Below are 18,915 nucleotides of genomic sequence, written 5' to 3'. Positions count from 1 at the left end.
GTGCCCCCGTTGTGTAGCGGCCTAGCACGCCGCCCTCTCAAGGCGGTAGCGCCGGTTCGAATCCGGTCGGGGGTACGGTGTAACCACCATGGCCTATGGTGTAATTGGCAACACTACGGTTTCTGGTACCGTCATTCTAGGTTCGAGTCCTGGTAGGCCAGCTCGCAGAGCTCATCTGCACCGCGGATCACATCCGCAAGGCCCCCGTTGTGTAGCGGCCTAGCACGCCGCCCTCTCAAGGCGGTAGCGCCGGTTCGAATCCGGTCGGGGGTACAGACAGAAGAAGCCCTTCCCTTCGGGGGAGGGCTTCTTCGCTGTCCGCTGCCGTCGACACAACTCCGGCCCACCGCTGCGGCGTTGAAGCGGTGGGCCGGTACGAACGGGAGGGAGCGGGAGGTCAGCCGGTGCGGCGGAGCGCCTCGGAGAGGCGGGCCGCGGCGTCGATGACCGCCTGGGCGTGCATACGGCCCGGGTGACGCGTCAGGCGCTCGATCGGACCGGAGACCGACACGGCGGCCACCACGCGGTTCGACGGGCCGCGTACGGGCGCGGAGACGGACGCGACGCCCGGCTCCCGCTCGCCGATCGACTGGGCCCAGCCGCGGCGCCGAACGCCCGAGAGGGCCGTCGCCGTGAAGCGGGCGCCCTGGAGGCCGCGGTGGAGCCGCTCGGGCTCCTCCCAGGCCATCAGGATCTGCGCCGAGGAGCCGGCCTTCATCGTCAGCGTCGAGCCGACCGGGACGGTGTCCCGCAGGCCCGAGAGGCGCTCGGCCGCCGCCACGCAGATGCGCATGTCGCCCTGCCGGCGGTAGAGCTGGGCGCTCTCGCCGGTGACGTCGCGCAGATGCGTCAGCACCGGGCCCGCGGTCGCGAGCAGACGGTCCTCGCCGGCCGCGGCGGCGAGCTCCGCCAGCCGCGGTCCGAGGATGAACCGGCCCTGCATGTCACGCGCCACCATCCGGTGGTGTTCCAGTGCCACGGCCAGTCGGTGGGCCGTGGGTCGTGCGAGTCCCGTCGCCGCGACCAGTCCTGCGAGGGTGGCCGGACCGGACTCCAGGGCGCTCAGGACAAGGGCTGCCTTGTCGAGAACGCCTACGCCGCTAGAGTTGTCCATGCAACGATATTCGCGTCTCACTCTGTGAAACGCAAGTTCAATTTCCTGCGGAACTTGTCACTCTGGTGAGGCGGCCGCACAACGGCCCGCGAAACGGGTCTCTAGTTGTGCCGGCGTAGACGTCGGCCGGAGGGAAAGCGATGGGTAGGACACTCGCGGAGAAGGTCTGGGACGACCACGTCGTCCGGCGCGCCGAGGGCGAGCCCGACCTCCTCTTCATCGATCTGCACCTGCTGCACGAGGTGACCAGCCCCCAGGCCTTCGACGGCCTGCGCCAGAACGGCCGGCAGGTGCGGCGCCTCGACCTCACCATCGCCACCGAGGACCACAACACCCCGACCCTCGACATCGACAAGCCGATCGCCGACCCGGTCTCCCGCGCACAGCTGGAGACCCTCCGGAAGAACTGTGCCGAGTTCGGCGTCCGGCTGCACCCGCTGGGCGACGTCGAGCAGGGCGTCGTCCACGTGGTGGGACCGCAGCTGGGTCTGACCCAGCCGGGCACCACCGTCGTCTGCGGCGACTCGCACACCTCCACGCACGGCGCCTTCGGCGCGCTGGCGTTCGGTATCGGCACCAGCCAGGTCGAGCACGTGCTCGCCACCCAGACGCTGCCGCTGGCCCGCCCCCGGACCATGGCCATCACGGTCGACGGTGAGCTGCCCGAGGACGTCACCGCCAAGGACCTGATTCTGGCGATCATCGCCCGGATCGGCACCGGCGGCGGCCAGGGCTACATCCTGGAGTACCGCGGCTCCGCCATCGAGAAGCTCTCGATGGAGGCCCGCATGACCATCTGCAACATGTCGATCGAGGCCGGCGCCCGCGCGGGCATGATCGCCCCGGACGAGACCACCTTCGCGTACCTGAAGGGCCGCGCCCACGCCCCCGAGGGCGAGGACTGGGACGCCGCCGTCGCGTACTGGAAGACCCTGAGGTCCGACGAGGACGCGGTCTTCGACGCCGAGGTCGTCATCGACGCCGCCGCCCTGGCGCCGTTCGTCACCTGGGGCACCAACCCGGGCCAGGGCGCGCCGCTTTCGGCGAACGTCCCCGACCCGGCTTCGTACGAAGACGCTTCGGAGCGCCTGGCCGCGGAGAAGGCCCTGGAGTACATGGGGTTGACCGCCGGGCAGCCGCTGCGCGACATCAAGGTCGACACCGTCTTCGTAGGCTCCTGCACCAACGGCCGCATCGAGGACCTGCGCAACGCCGCCGCCCTGCTGGACGGCCGCAAGGTCGCCGACGGCGTCCGCATGCTGGTCGTCCCCGGCTCCGTGCGGGTCGCCCTGCAGGCCGTCGAGGAGGGCCTGGACAAGGTCTTCAAGGAGTCCGGCGCCGAATGGCGGCACGCGGGCTGCTCGATGTGCCTGGGCATGAACCCCGACCAACTGGCTCCCGGTGAGCGCTCCGCGTCCACCTCGAACCGCAACTTCGAGGGCCGGCAGGGCAAGGGCGGCCGGACCCACCTGGTCTCACCCCAGGTCGCCGCCGCCACCGCCGTGCTGGGCCATCTGGCCTCCCCGGCCGATCTGTCCGACGTCGCCACCACCGCGGGGGTCTGAGGAACCATGGAAGCTTTCACCACCCACACCGGCCGGGCCGTCCCGCTGCGCCGCAGCAACGTCGACACCGACCAGATCATCCCGGCCCACTGGCTCAAGAAGGTCACCCGCGACGGCTTCGAGGACGGCCTGTTCGAGGCCTGGCGCAAGGACTCCGAGTTCGTCCTCAACCGCCCCGAGCGGCAGGGCGCCTCGGTCCTGGTCGCCGGACCCGACTTCGGTACCGGCTCCTCCCGCGAGCACGCCGTCTGGGCGCTCCAGAACTACGGCTTCCAGGCCGTGATCTCCTCCCGCTTCGCCGACATCTTCCGCGGCAACTCGCTGAAGAACGGACTGCTCACCGTGGTCCTGCCGCAGGAGACGGTCGACGCGCTCTGGGAGCTGACCGAGGCCGACCCGACCGCCGAGGTCACCGTCGACCTGGAGCGCCGCAAGGTCCTGGCCGAGGGGATCGACGCCGACTTCGAGCTCGACGAGAACGCCCGCTGGCGGCTCCTGAACGGTCTCGACGACATCAGCCTCACCCTTCAGAACGAAGCCGACATCGCGGCCTACGAGGCGTCCCGACCGGCCTTCAAGCCCCGTACAATTACGGTCTGAGCAGCGCTTTTCCACGACTGCGCCCCCCACCGCCCGGTGGGGGGCGCAGTCGCTTGTTGAGACCCTGTCGGGCGACAACTCGCCCTAGATGGCACAATCGGTGCATGGAACGCGACAGCCAACTCGAGCTCTACGAGTCAGTCGCCGCCCGATTGAAGGAAGCGCACACAAGAGTGCGCTCACTGCAAGTCCCGGAGGGCGTAAGGATGGCGCTGTCCCGGAAGCTGCTGGTCGTGACGGCCGCGGCGAAGCACGATCTCAAGGACGCGGCAACGCGTCTGGACCGGTTGATGAAGGACCTCGACGAGGGCCGATTCCCAGAGGACGACTGACACCAGGAACTCCGCAGCGGATCTACCGCGTTGCGGCACTAGGGTGATTAGCCCGTTTCGTGTTTGATTTGCGGTATATACATGCCTAACGTGCGAAAAAGCTTGAACACTTTCGTTCTGGCAATGTCTCCGAAGGGGAAGACGTGAACAAGGCGCAGCTCGTAGAAGCGATTGCCGACAAGATGGGCGGTCGCCAGCAGGCCGCCGAAGCCGTCGACCACGTGCTCGACGCCATCGTGCGTGCCGTGGTCGCCGGCGACCGGGTCTCCGTGACGGGTTTCGGCTCGTTCGAGAAGGTCGACCGTCCGGCCCGCTACGCCCGCAACCCGCAGACGGGTGAGCGGGTGCGGGTCAAGAAGACCTCGGTTCCGCGCTTCCGTGCCGGTCAGGGCTTCAAGGACCTGGTCAGCGGCTCGAAGAAGCTCCCCAAGGGCGGCGAGGTCTCCGTCAAGAAGGCCCCCAAGGGCAGCCTGACCGGCGGCGCCTCCGCCACCGTGAAGAAGGCCGCCGCCAAGAAGGCGACCACCGCCAAGAAGGCCGCCGCGAAGAAGGCGACCCCGGCGAAGAAGACCACCACGGCCGCCGCGAAGAAGACCTCCGCCGCCGCCAAGAAGACCACCGCGGCCGCGAAGAAGGCGACCCCGGCGAAGAAGACCACCACGGCCGCCGCGAAGAAGACCTCCGCCGCCGCCAAGAAGACCACCACGGCCGCCGCCAAGAAGGCGACCAAGGCCACCGCCAAGAAGACCGCGCCCGCCGCCAAGAAGGCCACGGCGACGAAGGCGCCCGCCAAGAAGACGACGGCGCGCAAGACGACCGCCAAGAAGACCGCCGCCAAGAAGTAGGACGAGCGGTAGACACCCGCCGGGCCGGGCTCCCCCCAGGGAGCCCGGCCCGCGGCGCGTCCGGGGCCCCGACGGCGGGGACCGGGCGCGTCAGAACGTCTGGAGCGTCACCAGGGTGATCCGCAGGCCGGCCCCCGAGGTGCCCGGCTCCGCCTCGATCCGGACCCGCTGCCCCGGCCGCAGCATCCGCAGCCCGCCCGCCTCGAAGGCCGCCGCCCCGAACTCCACGGGGGTGCCGTCGTCGAGCAGCACACTGCCGCAGCGGGTCTCGGAGTCGTACGTGAACGCGGTCGCCTGCATGGACCGCAGCCTATCCGGCCGCCGGCAGCCACCGGGCCGCCGTCCGCGGGCCGAGCCCCAGCGCCCCGGCCGCCGCCAGGTCCTCGCCGGTGTCGACGTCCCGGCGCACCGAATCCACCCCCGCGAGGAGGATTTCCACCGCGCCCGAAGACAAATGCCGAAGCCGCGACGCACCCCCGAATGCCGGTTCCAATTCCACTCCCGGACCCGCCGAGAGGAATGTCGTACCTATTTCGGCGGCATCCGCGAGAAAAGCCCTGGGAAATTTCCCGGCCGCCTCCAGGACCCGGGTCAGCTCCTCCGGCCGGAGCGCCGGCAGGTCCGCGTTGAGCGCGGCGACCCGGGCGCGGGGCCGCCGGGACCGCACGGCGCGGACCCCGTGCGCGAGCGCCGCGTTGAGCCCCGCCGCCGGAGCGTCCGGCACGATGCGCGCGCCCAGGGCCGAGAGCGCCGCCCCGGCCGCCGGATCGTCCGTGACGACGACCACATCCCGTACCCGCGGGCAGTCCAGCACCGCCCCCACGGTGTCCTCGGCGAACGCCAGCGCCAGCCGCGGGCGCAGCCGGGACCCGGCCGCCGCGGCCAGCCTGCTCTTCGCCAGGGCGAGGGGCTTCAGGGGTACGACCAGGGACCAGCCGTCGTCCGCATGCGTGTTCATCGCGGCCCATTCTGTCCCGCCCACGCGGTCCCCAGGAGGGCCCGGGGCGTACGGTGTCACTCGACAGAGCAGGAGCATGGGGCGACACTTGACCCCCTGCCAGCCTGTCCCGGAGAAAGGTGTACGCGTGCCCCGCCGCAGAATCGGCTTCTGGTACCGCCTCGCGGCGGTCATCGCCAAACCCCCCCTGGTGGTTCTGTTCAAGCGGGACTGGCGCGGTATGGAGCACATTCCGGCCGACGGCGGATTCATCACCGCGGTCAACCACAACTCCTACCTGGACCCGCTGTCGTACGCGCACTACCAGTACAACACCGGCCGGGTCCCGCGCCTCCTCGCCAAGGCGGGCCTCTTCAAGACCCCCTTCGTCGGGATGATGCTGCGCGGCACCGGGCAGATCCCCGTCTACCGGGAGACGACGAACGCGCTCGACGCGTTCCGCGCCGCCGTCGACGCCATCGAGCGCGGCGAGTGCGTCGCCTTCTACCCCGAGGGCACCCTCACCCGGGACCCCGACATGTGGCCCATGGCCGGCAAGACGGGCGCCGCCCGCGTCGCGCTGCTCACCCGGGCCCCCGTCATCCCGGTGGCCCAGTGGGGCGCCAACCTGGCGATGCCGCCGTACGCCAAGGAGAACAAGCTCAGCCTGTTCCCCCGCAAGACGCTGACCGTGCAGGCCGGTCCGCCCGTCGACCTCTCCCGCTTCTACGGACTGGAGCCCACGCCCGAGGTGCTCCGCGAGGCGACCGAGGTCATCATGGCCGCGATCACCGCGCTCCTGGAGCAGATCCGCGGCGAGCGGGCGCCCGCCGAACCGTACGACCACCGCAGGGCGCGCCTGGAGCAGCGGCGCAAGGCCGCCGAAGGGGGCACCAAATGACCAGGGCAGCGGTCTTCGGCAACGGATCCTGGGGCACCGCGTTCGCGATGGTGCTCGCCGACGCGGGCTGCGAGGTGAGCCTCTGGGGCCGCCGTGCCGAACTCGCCAAGGAGATCAACGCCTCCCGCACCAATCCCGACTACCTGCCGGGCGTCGAACTCCCCGCGGCGATCACCGCCACCGCCGACCCGGCCGAGGCGGCCCACGACGCCGACTTCACCGTCCTCGTCGTCCCCTCCCAGACCCTCCGCGGCAACCTCGCCGCCTGGGCGCCGATGCTGGCCCCCGACACCGTCCTCGTCTCCCTCATGAAGGGCGTCGAACTCGGCACGGCCAAGCGCATGAGCGAGGTCATCACTGAGGTCGCGGACGTCCCCGCCGAGCGGGTGGCCGTCCTTACCGGCCCGAACCTGGCCAAGGAGATCGCCGCCCGGCAGCCCGCCGCCGCCGTGGCCGCCTGCGTCGACGAGACGGTCGCCCAGCGCCTCCAGGCCGCCTGCATGACCCCGTACTTCCGCCCGTACACCAACACCGACGTGGTGGGCTGCGAGCTCGGCGGGGCCGTCAAGAACGTCATCGGCCTCGCCGTCGGCATCGCCAACGGCATGGGACTCGGCGACAACTCCAAGGCCACGCTCATCACCCGCGGTCTCGCCGAGACGACCCGGCTGGGCCTCGCCATGGGCGCCGACCCGCTCACCTTCTCCGGCCTCGCGGGCCTGGGCGACCTCGTCGCCACCTGCTCCTCGCCGCTCTCCCGGAACAACACCTTCGGCACCAACCTCGGCCGCGGGATGACCCTCCAGGAGACGATCGCCGCCACCAAGCAGACCGCCGAGGGCGTCAAGTCCTGCGAGTCCGTGCTCGACCTGGGGCGCCGCCACGGCGTCGACATGCCCATCACCGAGACGGTCGTGTCCATCGTCCACGACGGCAAGCCCCCGATCGTCGCGCTCAAGGAGCTGATGTCCCGCAGCGCGAAGCCCGAGCGCCGGTAGCCCCGCGCCGGGCGCACCGCCGCCCCTCCGCCGCGCCGCCCCGCACTGGGCCGGACGCGCGCGAGGGGACCGGGGTCGCAAGGCCGTTCGGGCCGCGCAGGGTACGCTCATCGCGATATGAGCGAGAACACCCAGAGCCCCCGCAAGCCGCGCGTGGCCGTCGTCTTCGGCGGACGCAGCTCCGAGCACGCCATCTCCGTCGTCACGGCGGGCGCCGTCCTGAGCGCCATCGACCGGGACAAGTACGACGTGCTGCCCATCGGCATCACGACGGACGGGCGCTGGGCGCTCACCGCCGACGCCCCCGAGCGCATGGCCATCGCCGACCGCGCCCTGCCGAACGTCGCCGACCTGGCCGAGTCCGCCGAGGGCGGCGTCGTCCTCTCCGTCGACCCCGCCAACCGCGAGGTCGTCCTCACCGAGCCCGGCACCGTGCCGAGGGCCCTCGGCGAGGTCGACGTGGTCTTCCCGATGCTCCACGGCCCCTACGGCGAGGACGGCACCCTCCAGGGCCTCCTGGAGCTCTCCGGCGTCCCCTACGTCGGCGCGGGCGTCCTCGCCTCCGCCGTCGGCCAGGACAAGGAGTACATGAAGCGGGTCTTCGTCTCCTTCGGCCTCCCGGTCGGCCCGTACGAGGTCGTCCGGCCGCGCGAGTGGGAGCAGAACCCCGCCGCGGCCCGCAAGAAGATCGTCGAGTTCGCCGCCGAGCACGGCTGGCCGCTGTTCGTGAAGCCGGCCCGCGGCGGCTCCTCGATGGGCATCACCAAGGTCGACGACCTCTCCGGCCTGGACGAGGCCATCGAGGAGGCCCGCCGGCACGACCCCAAGATCCTCGTCGAGTCGCTGCTGCGCGGCCGCGAGATCGAGTGCGGCGTCCTGGAGTTCGAGGACGGGCCGCGCGCCAGCGTGCCGGCCGAGATCCCGCCGGTCACGGACCACGACTTCTACGACTTCGAGGCCAAGTACATCGACTCGGCCTCCGGCATCGTGCCCGCCCCCATCGGGGACGAGGCCACCGCCGAGATCCAGCGCCTCGCCGTCGCCGCCTACGAGGCGGTCTCCTGCGAGGGCCTGGTCCGCGCCGACTTCTTCCTCACGGAGGACGGCGACTTCGTCATCAACGAGATCAACACCATGCCGGGCTTCACGCCGATCTCCATGTACCCGCGCATGTGGCAGGAGAGCGGCGTGAGCTACCCCGAGCTCGTCGACCGGCTGATCCAGGCCGCGCTGACCCGCTCCACGGGCCTGCGCTGACCCGAAGAACCCCGAAGACCGTGCCGCCGCCCTCAGAGGCTGGGCGGCACGGTCTTCCGTACGGGATCGGCGAGATCCGCGAGCGGCGTCATGTCGTGCGTGTACTGCTCGCCGAGGGTCACCTCGACATACGTCTTGCGGTACGTCGAGGTGAACCGCGGCCCGCCGCGCTCGGGACGCTCCAGCATCCAGTTCACGCCGTTCGCCTCGACGCCCTGCGCCTTGGGATCGCTCATCTTTTCGGGCCGGGGCACGCCGCAGCGCAGTACGATCGCACCGTCACCCCAACCGGCGGTCAACTCGGAGCCGGGCTCCGGGTCACTCCGTTCCAGCCCCGCCACGGTGTCGGGAAGCTCCTTCGCCAGTGCCTGGCAGAAGACGGCCTCCGCCGCCGGCGGGCTGGGAACCTCGACGGACGCAGCCGCGCCGGGCGAGGAGCAGCCGGCGGCGGCCAGCAGCAGAACGGCTGCCGTGACGGCGGCGGGCAGGCCGAAGGGCCGGTGGGAAGACATCACCGGCCAAGCGTAGACGGGGGCTACAGATGAACGACCGGGCAGGTGAGGGTGCGCGTGATGCCGTCCACTTGCTGGACCTTCGCGACCACCATGCGGCCGAGCTCATCGACCGTGTCCGCCTGCGCCCGCACGATCACGTCGTACGGACCGGTGACGTCCTCCGCCTGGATCACCCCCGGGATCTTGGAGATGGTGTCGGCGACGGTCGACGCCTTGCCCACCTCGGTCTGGATGAGGATGTACGCCTGAACCACGGAACCTCCAGGGCGACCACGAGGATCTTGTGGGAGAAAGGGACGCCACGGTACCGCGTCGCCGCGGGCCGCGGGGAGACCTGCGTGTCCCGAGGCGCTCGCGGGGTGGCGTACGCAGGACAGAAGTTGACGGCTTACTTGACGGTACCCAGCACGGTGACGGCCCGCGACCCGCGGCGCGCGCAGACGCGCCGCCGCCCGCAGGCCGGCACGAAGACACGAGGTGAGGCGCGGTGAAGGGCACAGTCGGAGAGCTGGGCGAGTTCGGGCTCATCAGGGAGCTCACGTCCCGGCTCACGTCCACCCCGGCGGTACGGATCGGGCCGGGCGACGACGCCGCGGTCGTCTCCGCACCCGACCGGCGGGTGGTGGCCAGCACGGACATCCTGCTCGAAGGACGTCACTTCCGCCGCGACTGGTCGACGGCGTACGACGTCGGCCGCAAGGCCGCCGCGCAGAACCTCGCCGACATCGCCGCCATGGGCGCGGTCCCCACGGCACTCCTCCTCGGCCTGGTCGTCCCGGCCGAGCTGCCCGTCACCTGGCCCACCGAACTGATGGACGGACTGCGCGACGAATGTCAGGTCGCGGGCGCCGCCGTGGTCGGCGGCGACGTCGTCCGGGGCGACACGATCATGGTCTCCATCACCGCGCTCGGCGATCTGCGCAACCACGACCCGGTCACCCGCGGCGGCGCCAAGACCGGCGACGTCGTCGCCTACACGGGATGGCTCGGCTGGTCCGCCGCCGGGTACGCGGTCCTCTCCCGCGGCTTCCGCTCGCCCCGCGCCTTCGTCGAGGCCCACCGCAGGCCCGAACCGCCGTACCACGCGGGCCCCGCGGCCGCCGGCCTCGGCGCCACCGCCATGTGCGACGTCAGCGACGGCCTCATCGCCGACCTCGGCCACATCGCCGAGGCCAGCAACGTCCGCATCGACCTGCGCTCCGGCCTCATCGACATCCCGACCCAGATGAACGACATCGGCCAGGCCGTCGGCGTCGACCCCATGCAGTGGGTGCTCACCGGGGGAGAGGACCACGCCATCGTGGCCACCTTCCCGCCCGACGTGAAGCTGCCCGCCCGCTGGAAGGTCATCGGCGAGGTCCTCAACCCCTCCGCCCTGCCGCAGGTCACCGTGGACGGCGCGCCCTGGCACAGCGTGGGCGGCTGGGACCACTTCGGGGAGACCGAGTGAGCTCCGCACCGCCGCTGGTGCTGACCGTCGCCGGATCCGACTCCGGCGGCGGCGCGGGCATCCAGGCCGACCTGAAGGCCATGCTCGCGCTCGGCGTCCACGGCATGAGCGTCGTCACCGCCGTCACCGCCCAGAACTCGCAGGGCGTCCTGGGCGTCTGGGAACTGCCCGTCGAGGCCGTGCGCGCCCAGTACCGGGCCGTCGTGGACGACATCGGCGTCCAGGCGGTCAAGACCGGCATGCTGGCCTCCGCCGCCCTCGTGGAGACCGTCGCCGAGCTGCTCGCGGACACCGCCGCCCCGGTCGTCGTCGACCCGGTCGGCGTCTCCAAGCACGGGGACTCCCTGCTCGCCGCGAGCGCGCTCGACTCCGTCCGCACGAAGCTGCTGCCCCGGGCCGCCGTCGCCACCCCGAACCTGGACGAGGTGACACAGCTCACGGGCGTCCACGTCGTGTACGAGTCCGACATGCGGGTCGCGGCCGAGGCCGTCCTCTCGTACGGACCCGAGTGGGTCCTGATCAAGGGGGGACACCTGCCCACCGGCCGGGAGGCCGTGGACCTGCTCACCGACGGCTCGGAGGAGCACTGGCTGCGCGCCCCGCGCCACGACAACCGGCACACGCACGGGACGGGCTGCACGCTCGCCTCGGCGATCGCGTCCGGGCTGGCCAAGGGGCTTCCGGTGGCGGCGGCGGTACGGGAGGCGAAGGACTACGTGACCGGGGCCATCGCCGCCGGATTCGCGCTGGGCGCGGGCATCGGGCCGGTCGACCACGGCTGGCGGTTCAGGGACTGAGGACCCCGCCGGCCCTCGCGCCGGCGGGACCCCCGGGCCGGGCGCGGAGGAGTCCGGGCACGGCAAAAGGCCGGTTCACCTGGGTGAACCGGCCTTTCAAGGCAACCGCAGGGGCTGCGCTACGACAGAACACGTCGCAATTAGCGCGAGACCTTGCCGGCCTTGATGCACGAGGTGCAGACGTTGAGCCGCTTCGGCGTCCGACCGACCACGGCACGCACACGCTGGATGTTCGGGTTCCAGCGACGGGGCGTACGGCGGTGCGAGTGCGAAATGTTGTTGCCGAAGCCCGGCCCCTTGCCGCAGACGTCGCAGTTGGCAGCCACGGGTCACTCCAAAGACTTCAGAATTACAGTGAAATCCGGCGCACCGGAATCAGGAGTCTGAAGTGGCTTGCCGGGGGATGGCCCGGCGTGGAACCGGGCAACCGAAGCAGCATACAACGGCTGGCTCGGTGGAACGAAACTACCACGGTCTCGGCGGACCTCGCCCCGGGGCCCGGTCACCGGGGGTCCCCTCCCGCGCGAGCGAAACCGAGAGCTTGGGGGACGGACACCTCGGGTCTACCCTGCGGTGAGCCCGCCGCCGAAGGAGGACCCCCCGTTGTCGCGAGCCCTTCACCCCTTCGAGGAGCTCGTCGAGCTCGACGCCGAAGCGGTCAGGTCCTGGTGCGCGCGCTCGCTCGACGCGCTCGGCCGGGAGCGCGAGGAGATCGACGCGATCAACGTGTATCCCGTGGCGGACGGGGACACCGGCACCAATCTGTACCTGACCGCGGAAGCCGCCCACCAGGCCGTCGAGGCCGTCTTCGCCGCAGCCGCCGCACCCCGCCCCGACACCGCCGAGACCGTCCGGGCCATGGCGCACGGCGCCCTGCTCGGCGCCCGCGGCAACTCCGGCACCATCCTGTCCCAGCTGCTCCGCGGCATGGCGGGCGTCCTCGCCCACGGCTGTGACGGTGATCACCTCGCCCGCGCCCTCGACGAGGCCGCGACCGCGGCCCGCCGGGCCGTCGCCCACCCGGTCGAGGGCACCATCCTCACCGTGGCGAGCGCCGCCGCCGCCGCCTGCGCCGGCGGCGGCGGTCTCGTCGAGGTGGCCAGGAACGCCCACGACGGGGCCAGGACCGCCCTCGCCGCCACCTGCGGACAGCTCGACGTCCTCGAACGGGCCGGAGTCGTCGACGCGGGCGGCCGGGGCCTGGTGACCGTCCTCGGCGCCCTCCTGGAGACCGTCACCGGACGGACGCCCCCGCCGGCCCCCGAGGCGAGGACCGCCCCCGCCCCCCGGGAGGACTGCCCGGCCGAGGACGGGCCGGCCTACGAGGTGATCTACCTCCTGGAGGCCGGGGACGAGGCCGTCGACCTCCTCCGGTCCCGCCTCGACGCCCTGGGGGAGTCCCTCGTCGTCGTCGGCGGCGACGGGCTGTGGAACGTCCACGTGCACGTCGACGACGCCGGCGCCGCCGTCGAGGCCGGCATCGAGGCCGGACGGCCCCACCGCATCCGGATCACCCACTTCGCCGCCGACTCGGCGGCCTCCACCGCCCGCGGCGAACGCGCCCAGCGGGCCGTCGTCGCCGTCGTCCCCGGCGAGGGCCTCGCCGGACTCTGCGCCGAGGCGGGCGCCACGACCGTACGGACCCTGCCCGGCGAACAGCCCGCCGCCGACGCCCTCCTCGACGCGATCCGGCGGGCCCACGCGCGCGAGGTGGTCCTGCTGCCCAACGACGGCGACCTCCGGCAGACCGCGGCCGCCGCCGCCGAACACGCCAGGGCCGAGGGCATCCGCGTCGCCCTCATCCCGACCCGGGCCGCCGTCCAGGGCATCGCCGCCCTCGCCGTCCACGAACCCGACCGGCGCTTCGACGAGGACGTCGTCGCCATGACCGCCGCCGCCGGAGCCACCCGCTACGCCGAACTCGCCGTCGCCGAACGGCAGTCCTTCACCTCGGCCGGCGTCTGCCAGGCCGGCGACGTCCTCGGCCTCATCGAGGGCGACGTCGCCGTCATCGGCACCGACCTCGCCGAGACCGCCCGCACCGTCCTCGACCGGATGCTCTCCGCCGGCGGAGAGCTCGTCACCCTCGTCGTCGCCGACGACACCCCGCCCGGACTCGCCCCCGACCTGGAGGCCCACGTCCGGAGCGGCTACCTGGCCGTCGACACCACCACCTACCACGCCGGCGCCGGCGCCCCGCCCCTGCTCATCGGGGTGGAATAGCGGCTTTTCCCGACGCTCCTCCCCGGCATCCGGGACGACTGTCGGTCGCGTGGTGTGCAATGGAACGCGTGCCCGCGCTCGACGAACCACTCAAGAAGTCCCTCGGCCCCGCCACCGCCAAGGTCATGGCCGAGGCGCTCGACCTGCACACGGTCGGCGATCTCCTCCACCACTACCCCCGCCGGTACGCCGAGCGGGGGGAGCTGACGACCCTCGCCGACCTGCCGCTCGACGAGCACGTCACCGTGGTCGCCCAGGTCGCCGACGCCCGTGTGCACACCTTCAACGGCGCCAAGGGACGCGGCCAGCGCCTCGAGGTGACCATCACCGACGGCAGCGGCCGCCTCCAGCTGGTCTTCTTCGGCAAGGGCGTGCACAAGCCGCACCACGACCTGCTGCCCGGCACCCGCGCGATGTTCGCCGGCAAGGTCTCGCTCTTCAACCGGCGCCTCCAGCTCGCCCATCCCGCGTACGAACTCCTCCGCGGCGACGACGGGGAGCGCACCGACGTCGACGTCTGGGCCGGGGCCCAGATCCCGATCTACCCGGCCACCACCAAGCTGGAGTCCTGGAAGATCGCCAAGGCCGTCGACGCCGTCCTGCCCAGCGCGGTCGACGCCGTCGACCCGCTCCCCGACGCCCTGCGCGAGGGCCGCGGGCTCGCCGAACTCCCCGACGCCCTCCGGCTCATCCACCGGCCCCGTACCAAGGCCGACATCGCCGTCGCCCGCGAACGCCTCAAGTGGGACGAGGCGTTCGTCCTCCAGGTCGCCCTCGCCCGCCGCCGGCACGCCGACACCCAGCTCCCCGCCGCCGCCCGCCGGCCCGTCCCCGGAGGCATCCTCGACGCCTTCGACGCCAAGCTGCCCTTCACCCTGACCGACGGCCAGCGGAAGGTCTCCCGGGAGATCTTCGACGACCTGGCCACCGAGCACCCGATGCACCGCCTCCTCCAGGGCGAGGTCGGCAGCGGCAAGACGATGGTCGCGCTGCGCGCCATGCTCGCCGTCGTCGACTCCGGCGGACAGGCCGCCATGCTCGCCCCCACCGAGGTCCTCGCCCAGCAGCACCACCGCTCCGTCACCGAGATGATGGGGGAGCTCGCCGAGGGCGGGATGCTCGGCGGCGCCGACCGCGCCACCAAGGTCGTCCTGCTCACCGGCTCCATGGGCGCCGCCGCCCGCCGGCAGGCCCTGCTCGACCTGGTCACCGGCGAGGCCGGCCTCGTCATCGGCACCCACGCCCTGATCGAGGACAAGGTCCGCTTCCACGACCTGGGCCTGGTCGTCGTCGACGAGCAGCACCGCTTCGGCGTCGAGCAGCGCGACGCCCTCCGCGGCAAGGGCAAGCAGCCCCCGCACCTCCTGGTGATGACCGCCACCCCCATCCCGCGCACGGTCGCCATGACCGTCTTCGGGGACCTGGAGACCAGCGTCCTCGACCAGCTGCCCGCCGGACGCTCCCCGATCGCCACCCACGTCGTCCCCGCCGCCGACAAGCCGCACTTCCTCGCCCGCGCCTGGGAACGGGTCCGCGAGGAGGTCGGCAAGGGACACCAGGCGTACGTGGTCTGCCCCCGGATCGGCGACGAGGAGGACCAGAAGAAGAAGGCGAAGGCGTCCGCCGAGGACGAGGCCGAGAAGCGCCCGCCGCTCGCCGTCCTCGACGTCGCCGAGAAGCTCGGTGCCGGGCCCCTCGCCGGACTCCGCATCGCCGTCCTGCACGGCCGGATGCACCCCGACGACAAGGACGACGTCATGCGGCGCTTCGCCGCCGGCGAGCTCGACGTCCTCGTCGCCACCACCGTCATCGAGGTCGGCGTCAACGTGCCCAACGCCACCGCCATGGTGATCATGGACGCCGACCGCTTCGGCGTCTCCCAGCTCCACCAGCTCCGCGGCCGCGTCGGCCGCGGCTCCGCACCCGGCCTCTGCCTCCTCGTCAGCGAGATGCCCGAGGCCAGCCCCGCCCGGCAGCGCCTCGCCGCCGTCGCCGCCACCCTCGACGGCTTCGAACTCTCCCGCATCGACCTCGAACAGCGCCGCGAGGGCGACGTCCTCGGCCAGGCCCAGTCCGGCGTCCGCTCCTCGCTGCGGGTGCTCACCGTCATCGACGACGAGGAGGTCATCGCCGCCGCCCGGGAGGAGGCGACCGCCCTCGTCCTCGCCGACCCGGACCTCACCGCCCACCCCGGTCTGCGCACCGCGCTCGACGCCCTGCTCGACAAGGACCGGGAGGAGTACCTGGAGAAGGGCTGACCGCGCGCCGGGGACCCGCGGTCATATCCTGAGACGTACGCACTGGACGACGCAGGACGAGGACACCGATGACCCGCGTGATCGCCGGAACCGCCGGCGGGCGCCGCCTGGCCGTGCCGCCCGGCAACGGCACCCGCCCCACCTCCGACCGGGCGCGCGAAGGCCTCTTCTCCACCTGGGGCGCGTTCCTCGGCACCCTCGACGGGGCCCGGGTCGCCGACCTGTACGCCGGCTCCGGCGCCGTCGGCCTGGAGGCGCTGTCCCGGGGCGCCGCCCACGCCCTCCTCGTCGAGGCCGAGCCGCGCGCCGCGCGGACCATCCGGGAGAACATCTCCTCGCTCGGCCTGCCCGGCGCCGAACTCCGCACCGGCAAGGCGGAGCAGATCGTGACCGGAGCGGCCCCCGCCGACCCCTACGACCTGGTCTTCCTCGACCCGCCGTACGCCGTCGGCGACGCGGAGCTCCGGGAGATTCTCCTCACACTCCGCTCGGGGGGCTGGCTCGCGGACGACGCCCTCGTCACCGTGGAGCGCAGCACCCGAGGCGGGGAGTTCGGCTGGCCGGACGGTTTCGAACCACTGCGGGCCCGTCGTTACGGCGAGGGAACGTTTTGGTACGGTCGCGCCGCCTCACCGTGCGAAGACGCACGATGACCGGACCGGAGAGCGAGGGACCCACGTTGCGCCGCGCCGTCTGTCCGGGGTCATTCGACCCCATCACCAACGGACACCTCGACATCATCGCCCGTGCCTCCAAGCTGTACGACGTCGTGCACGTCGCGGTGATGATCAACCAGTCGAAGAAGGGCCTGTTCACGGTCGACGAGCGGATCGAACTGATCCGCGAGGTCACCGCCGACTTCGGCAACGTCGAGGTGGAGTCCTTCCACGGGCTGCTCGTCGACTTCTGCAAGCAGCGCGACATCCCCGCGATCGTCAAGGGGCTGCGCGCGGTCAGCGACTTCGACTACGAGCTGCAGATGGCCCAGATGAACAACGGCCTCACGGGCGTGGAGACCCTCTTCGTCCCCACCAACCCGACCTACAGCTTCCTGTCGTCCTCGCTGGTCAAGGAGGTCGCCGCCTGGGGCGGCGACGTCTCCCACCTGGTCCCGCCGACGGTCCTGCCCCGGCTGACCGAGCGCTTGGGCCGGAAGTGACGCGCGGCCACCACCGCTGACGCTCCGTCACCCGGTGTCGGACGGGCCCCGACTGCCCTTACAGTCGTCCCGTCCGTCTCCATCCAGCTGTAGAGAGTGGCGAGCACCCGGTGGACGTGCAGAAGAAGCTCGACGAGATCGTCGCGACCGTTCAGGGCGCCCGCTCCATGCCCATGTCGGCATCCTGCGTGGTCAACCGCGCCGAGCTGCTCGCCCTGCTCGAAGAGGTGCGGGAGGCCCTGCCCGGTTCCCTGGCCCAGGCCCAGGAGCTGATCGGCGGCCGCGCGCACATGGTCGAGCAGGCCCGCCAGGAGGCGGAGCGGATCATCGAGGCGGCCCACGCGGAGCGCGGCTCGATCGTCTCCGACACCCAGGTCGCCCGGCAGTCCCAGGAGGAGGCCGACCGGATCCTCTCCGAGGCCCGCAGGGAGGCGGAGGAGGTCCGCGCGGAGGCCGACGACTACGTCGACTCCAAGCTCGCGAACTTCGAGGTCGTCCTCAACAAGACGATCGGCTCCGTCGACCGCGGCCGCGAGAAGCTCCTCGGCCGGGGCCCCGGGCTCGACCAGAACGGCTACGCCGACGAGGACGCCCCCGAGTACAGCTCGGACCCGCAGACCCTGATCCACCGGGCCGACGAGTACGTCGACGCCAAGCTCGGCGCCTTCGAGGCGGTGCTCAGCAAGACCCTGGAGGCCGTCGGCCGGGGCCGGCAGAAGCTGCACGGCCGGATCGCCACCGACGCGCTGGGCGAGCACATGGCCGCCCAGGACGGTCTCGTCGGATCCGTGCACACCAGTGACTCCGACTACCTGGCCGGTCTCGCGGAGCTCGCCGACCCCGAGCCGGTCCAGATCCCCGCCCAGCAGCAGGCGCAGCCCCAGGCCGACCCGTACGCGGCCTACCAGCAGCCCCAGGGCGACCCGTACGCCGGCTACCAGCAGGTCCAGCAGCAGCCCGACCCCTACGCGTACCAGCAGCAGCCGCAGCACACGGACCCGTACGGCTACCAGCAGCAGGACCCGTACGCGTACCAGCAGCCGGTCCAGCAGGACCACGCGCAGGGGCAGCAGCAGGGCGGCTCGCTCGACGAGACGAGCTTCTTCGACACGAGCATGATCGACCTGGAGCAGCTGCGCCGCTACGAGCAGGGGCAGTAGCCGGGCCGGTCAGGCCCCCGAGGGCCGGATTGGGCCCTGAGCGAAGCGTCCAGTATCCTGGCTCTTCGGTCGCGCGTATCTCCGCGATCCATGCTGCCCGCGTCTGGCAGCCTCCTCGACGCAGCACGACTTTCGAAAGCAGGAAGAGCCCTGAGCACGCGCCTCGACCACCGCAACCCCCTCGTGTTCGACACACACGAGCTGGGGCGGCGTCCTGGTGCCCTCCAGCGGCTCTCGCGTTCGATCGAGGCCCCCGGGGACCTCGGCGTCGAAGGAGTGATCGGAGTGCCCGAGGGCGCCCCGGTCGACATCGATCTCCGTCTTGAGTCGGTCATGGAAGGGGTGCTTGTCACAGGCACCGCCCGTGCATCGGCCGAGGGGGAGTGCGTAAGGTGTCTGGAGCCCGTCGAGCTCGAGCTCGACGTGGACTTCCAGGAGATGTTCTCGTACCCCGACTCCGACGACCGGGGCCGCTCCAAGGCGGCCGCGGACGACGAAGCCGAGGCCGACGAGGACATGATCCCCCTCGAGGACGGCATGTTCGACCTCGAACCCGTGCTGCGTGATGCGGTGGTGCTCGCACTGCCGATGCAGCCGGTGTGCCGGGAGGACTGTGCGGGCCTGTGTTCCGAGTGCGGAACCAACCTGAACGAGAACCCGGACCACCACCATGACGCCGTCGACATCCGTTGGGCGGCACTGCAGGGACTCGCCGGTTCGCTGGGAACCGATGAGAAGGACAACATGAGCGGCAAAGCCTCTGACGGGGACGTCCGAAGCGCCGCCGAGAAGCAGGAGAAGTAG

The 18,915-nt window shown here is 71.8% G+C and carries 21 protein-coding genes and 3 tRNA genes; 18 read left to right on the top strand and 6 right to left on the bottom strand.

What is annotated here, in order from left to right; genetic code table 11:
- Positions 1 to 2 precede the first annotated feature (2 nt).
- From ACF09E_RS15970 to ACF09E_RS15960, 3 genes are all read left to right on the top strand, one after another.
- Positions 3 to 75: transfer RNA gene (locus tag ACF09E_RS15970), tRNA-Glu, on the top strand.
- 14 nt (positions 76 to 89) lie between these two features.
- Positions 90 to 161 (top strand) — tRNA-Gln (locus ACF09E_RS15965).
- A 39-nt stretch (positions 162 to 200) separates the two neighbouring features.
- A tRNA-Glu gene (locus tag ACF09E_RS15960) sits at positions 201 to 273 on the top strand.
- 124 nt (positions 274 to 397) lie between these two features.
- Here ACF09E_RS15960 and ndgR read toward each other — a convergent pair.
- Positions 398 to 1,114 (bottom strand): IclR family transcriptional regulator NdgR, encoded by a 717-nt coding sequence (gene ndgR / locus ACF09E_RS15955; protein ID WP_015036427.1) that lies wholly within the window; start codon positions 1,112 to 1,114, stop codon positions 398 to 400.
- Between the two features lie 140 nt (positions 1,115 to 1,254).
- On the opposite strand from ndgR, the gene leuC reads away from it, so the two are divergent.
- From leuC to ACF09E_RS15935, 4 genes are all read left to right on the top strand, one after another.
- Positions 1,255 to 2,679, top strand: a complete 1,425-nt coding sequence (gene leuC / locus ACF09E_RS15950; RefSeq protein WP_392205743.1) for a 3-isopropylmalate dehydratase large subunit — start codon at positions 1,255 to 1,257, stop codon at positions 2,677 to 2,679.
- Positions 2,680 to 2,685: 6 nt separating this feature from the next.
- On the top strand, positions 2,686 to 3,279 hold the full coding sequence (gene leuD, locus ACF09E_RS15945; RefSeq protein ID WP_361847084.1) for a 3-isopropylmalate dehydratase small subunit: 594 nt from the start codon (positions 2,686 to 2,688) through the stop codon (positions 3,277 to 3,279).
- 104 nt (positions 3,280 to 3,383) lie between these two features.
- On the top strand, positions 3,384 to 3,611 hold the full coding sequence (locus tag ACF09E_RS15940) for a hypothetical protein (RefSeq protein ID WP_030325570.1): 228 nt from the start codon (positions 3,384 to 3,386) through the stop codon (positions 3,609 to 3,611).
- A 143-nt stretch (positions 3,612 to 3,754) separates the two neighbouring features.
- Positions 3,755 to 4,456, top strand: coding sequence for an HU family DNA-binding protein (locus ACF09E_RS15935; RefSeq protein WP_388793789.1), 702 nt, complete (start codon positions 3,755 to 3,757; stop codon positions 4,454 to 4,456).
- A gap of 90 nt (positions 4,457 to 4,546) precedes the next feature.
- Here the strand turns inward: ACF09E_RS15935 and ACF09E_RS15930 are convergent, their stop codons facing one another.
- Complete coding sequence (locus ACF09E_RS15930; RefSeq protein ID WP_392205742.1) at positions 4,547 to 4,756, bottom strand: hypothetical protein; 210 nt, start codon at positions 4,754 to 4,756, stop codon at positions 4,547 to 4,549.
- A 10-nt stretch (positions 4,757 to 4,766) separates the two neighbouring features.
- Positions 4,767 to 5,414 (bottom strand): 2-phospho-L-lactate guanylyltransferase, encoded by a 648-nt coding sequence (gene cofC / locus ACF09E_RS15925; RefSeq protein ID WP_392205741.1) that lies wholly within the window; start codon positions 5,412 to 5,414, stop codon positions 4,767 to 4,769.
- A 127-nt stretch (positions 5,415 to 5,541) separates the two neighbouring features.
- Here cofC and ACF09E_RS15920 point away from each other — a divergent pair, with 127 nt between their 5' ends.
- From ACF09E_RS15920 to ACF09E_RS15910, 3 genes are all read left to right on the top strand, one after another.
- Entirely contained in the window at positions 5,542 to 6,294 is a 753-nt protein-coding gene (locus ACF09E_RS15920) for a lysophospholipid acyltransferase family protein (RefSeq protein ID WP_388793793.1), read from the top strand.
- Positions 6,291 to 7,292, top strand: a complete 1,002-nt coding sequence (locus tag ACF09E_RS15915; protein ID WP_361847099.1) for an NAD(P)H-dependent glycerol-3-phosphate dehydrogenase — start codon at positions 6,291 to 6,293, stop codon at positions 7,290 to 7,292. The genes ACF09E_RS15920 and ACF09E_RS15915 overlap by 4 nt, the downstream gene beginning before the upstream one ends.
- 117 nt (positions 7,293 to 7,409) lie before the next feature.
- The gene (locus ACF09E_RS15910) at positions 7,410 to 8,549 is read left to right on the top strand and encodes a D-alanine--D-alanine ligase family protein (protein ID WP_392205740.1); all 1,140 of its coding nucleotides are present in this window, start codon (positions 7,410 to 7,412) and stop codon (positions 8,547 to 8,549) included.
- Positions 8,550 to 8,581: 32 nt separating this feature from the next.
- Here ACF09E_RS15910 and ACF09E_RS15905 read toward each other — a convergent pair whose 3' ends face one another.
- Both ACF09E_RS15905 and ACF09E_RS15900 read right to left on the bottom strand, forming a co-directional pair.
- Positions 8,582 to 9,061: a DUF3515 domain-containing protein gene (locus ACF09E_RS15905; RefSeq protein ID WP_392206109.1), complete on the bottom strand. Its 480-nt coding sequence runs from the start codon at positions 9,059 to 9,061 to the stop codon at positions 8,582 to 8,584.
- A gap of 23 nt (positions 9,062 to 9,084) precedes the next feature.
- Complete coding sequence (locus ACF09E_RS15900; RefSeq protein ID WP_017947604.1) at positions 9,085 to 9,318, bottom strand: Lrp/AsnC family transcriptional regulator; 234 nt, start codon at positions 9,316 to 9,318, stop codon at positions 9,085 to 9,087.
- A 233-nt stretch (positions 9,319 to 9,551) separates the two neighbouring features.
- On the opposite strand from ACF09E_RS15900, the gene ACF09E_RS15895 reads away from it, so the two are divergent.
- Positions 9,552 to 10,514 carry a thiamine-phosphate kinase gene (locus ACF09E_RS15895; protein ID WP_148006334.1) on the top strand — a complete coding sequence of 321 codons (963 nt, stop codon included), beginning with the start codon at positions 9,552 to 9,554 and terminating at the stop codon, positions 10,512 to 10,514.
- On the top strand, positions 10,511 to 11,311 hold the full coding sequence (thiD, locus tag ACF09E_RS15890) for a bifunctional hydroxymethylpyrimidine kinase/phosphomethylpyrimidine kinase (RefSeq protein ID WP_392205739.1): 801 nt from the start codon (positions 10,511 to 10,513) through the stop codon (positions 11,309 to 11,311). The genes ACF09E_RS15895 and thiD overlap by 4 nt, the downstream gene beginning before the upstream one ends.
- A gap of 140 nt (positions 11,312 to 11,451) precedes the next feature.
- Here thiD and rpmB read toward each other — a convergent pair whose 3' ends face one another.
- Positions 11,452 to 11,637, bottom strand: a complete 186-nt coding sequence (gene rpmB, locus ACF09E_RS15885; protein ID WP_015036441.1) for a 50S ribosomal protein L28 — start codon at positions 11,635 to 11,637, stop codon at positions 11,452 to 11,454.
- A 277-nt stretch (positions 11,638 to 11,914) separates the two neighbouring features.
- On the opposite strand from rpmB, the gene ACF09E_RS15880 reads away from it, so the two are divergent.
- From ACF09E_RS15880 to ACF09E_RS15855, 6 genes are all read left to right on the top strand, one after another.
- The gene (locus ACF09E_RS15880; protein WP_392205738.1) at positions 11,915 to 13,534 is read left to right on the top strand and encodes a DAK2 domain-containing protein; all 1,620 of its coding nucleotides are present in this window, start codon (positions 11,915 to 11,917) and stop codon (positions 13,532 to 13,534) included.
- Between the two features lie 59 nt (positions 13,535 to 13,593).
- Positions 13,594 to 15,792 carry an ATP-dependent DNA helicase RecG gene (gene recG, locus ACF09E_RS15875; RefSeq protein ID WP_392205737.1) on the top strand — a complete coding sequence of 733 codons (2,199 nt, stop codon included), beginning with the start codon at positions 13,594 to 13,596 and terminating at the stop codon, positions 15,790 to 15,792.
- Between the two features lie 68 nt (positions 15,793 to 15,860).
- Positions 15,861 to 16,445, top strand: coding sequence for a 16S rRNA (guanine(966)-N(2))-methyltransferase RsmD (rsmD, locus tag ACF09E_RS15870; RefSeq protein WP_388793803.1), 585 nt, complete (start codon positions 15,861 to 15,863; stop codon positions 16,443 to 16,445).
- 26 nt (positions 16,446 to 16,471) lie between these two features.
- Positions 16,472 to 16,951, top strand: coding sequence for a pantetheine-phosphate adenylyltransferase (gene coaD / locus ACF09E_RS15865; RefSeq protein WP_328491035.1), 480 nt, complete (start codon positions 16,472 to 16,474; stop codon positions 16,949 to 16,951).
- A 110-nt stretch (positions 16,952 to 17,061) separates the two neighbouring features.
- Positions 17,062 to 18,111, top strand: coding sequence for a cell division initiation protein (locus ACF09E_RS15860; RefSeq protein ID WP_392205736.1), 1,050 nt, complete (start codon positions 17,062 to 17,064; stop codon positions 18,109 to 18,111).
- A 90-nt stretch (positions 18,112 to 18,201) separates the two neighbouring features.
- Complete coding sequence (locus tag ACF09E_RS15855; protein ID WP_392205735.1) at positions 18,202 to 18,915, top strand: YceD family protein; 714 nt, start codon at positions 18,202 to 18,204, stop codon at positions 18,913 to 18,915.

The organism is Streptomyces sp. NPDC014891 (genome assembly GCF_043081085.1).
Classification (GTDB): Bacteria; Actinomycetota; Actinomycetes; order Streptomycetales; family Streptomycetaceae; genus Streptomyces.
Note: the sequence above shows the minus strand (reverse complement) of the source record. Positions and strands in the feature narration are given on the sequence as shown.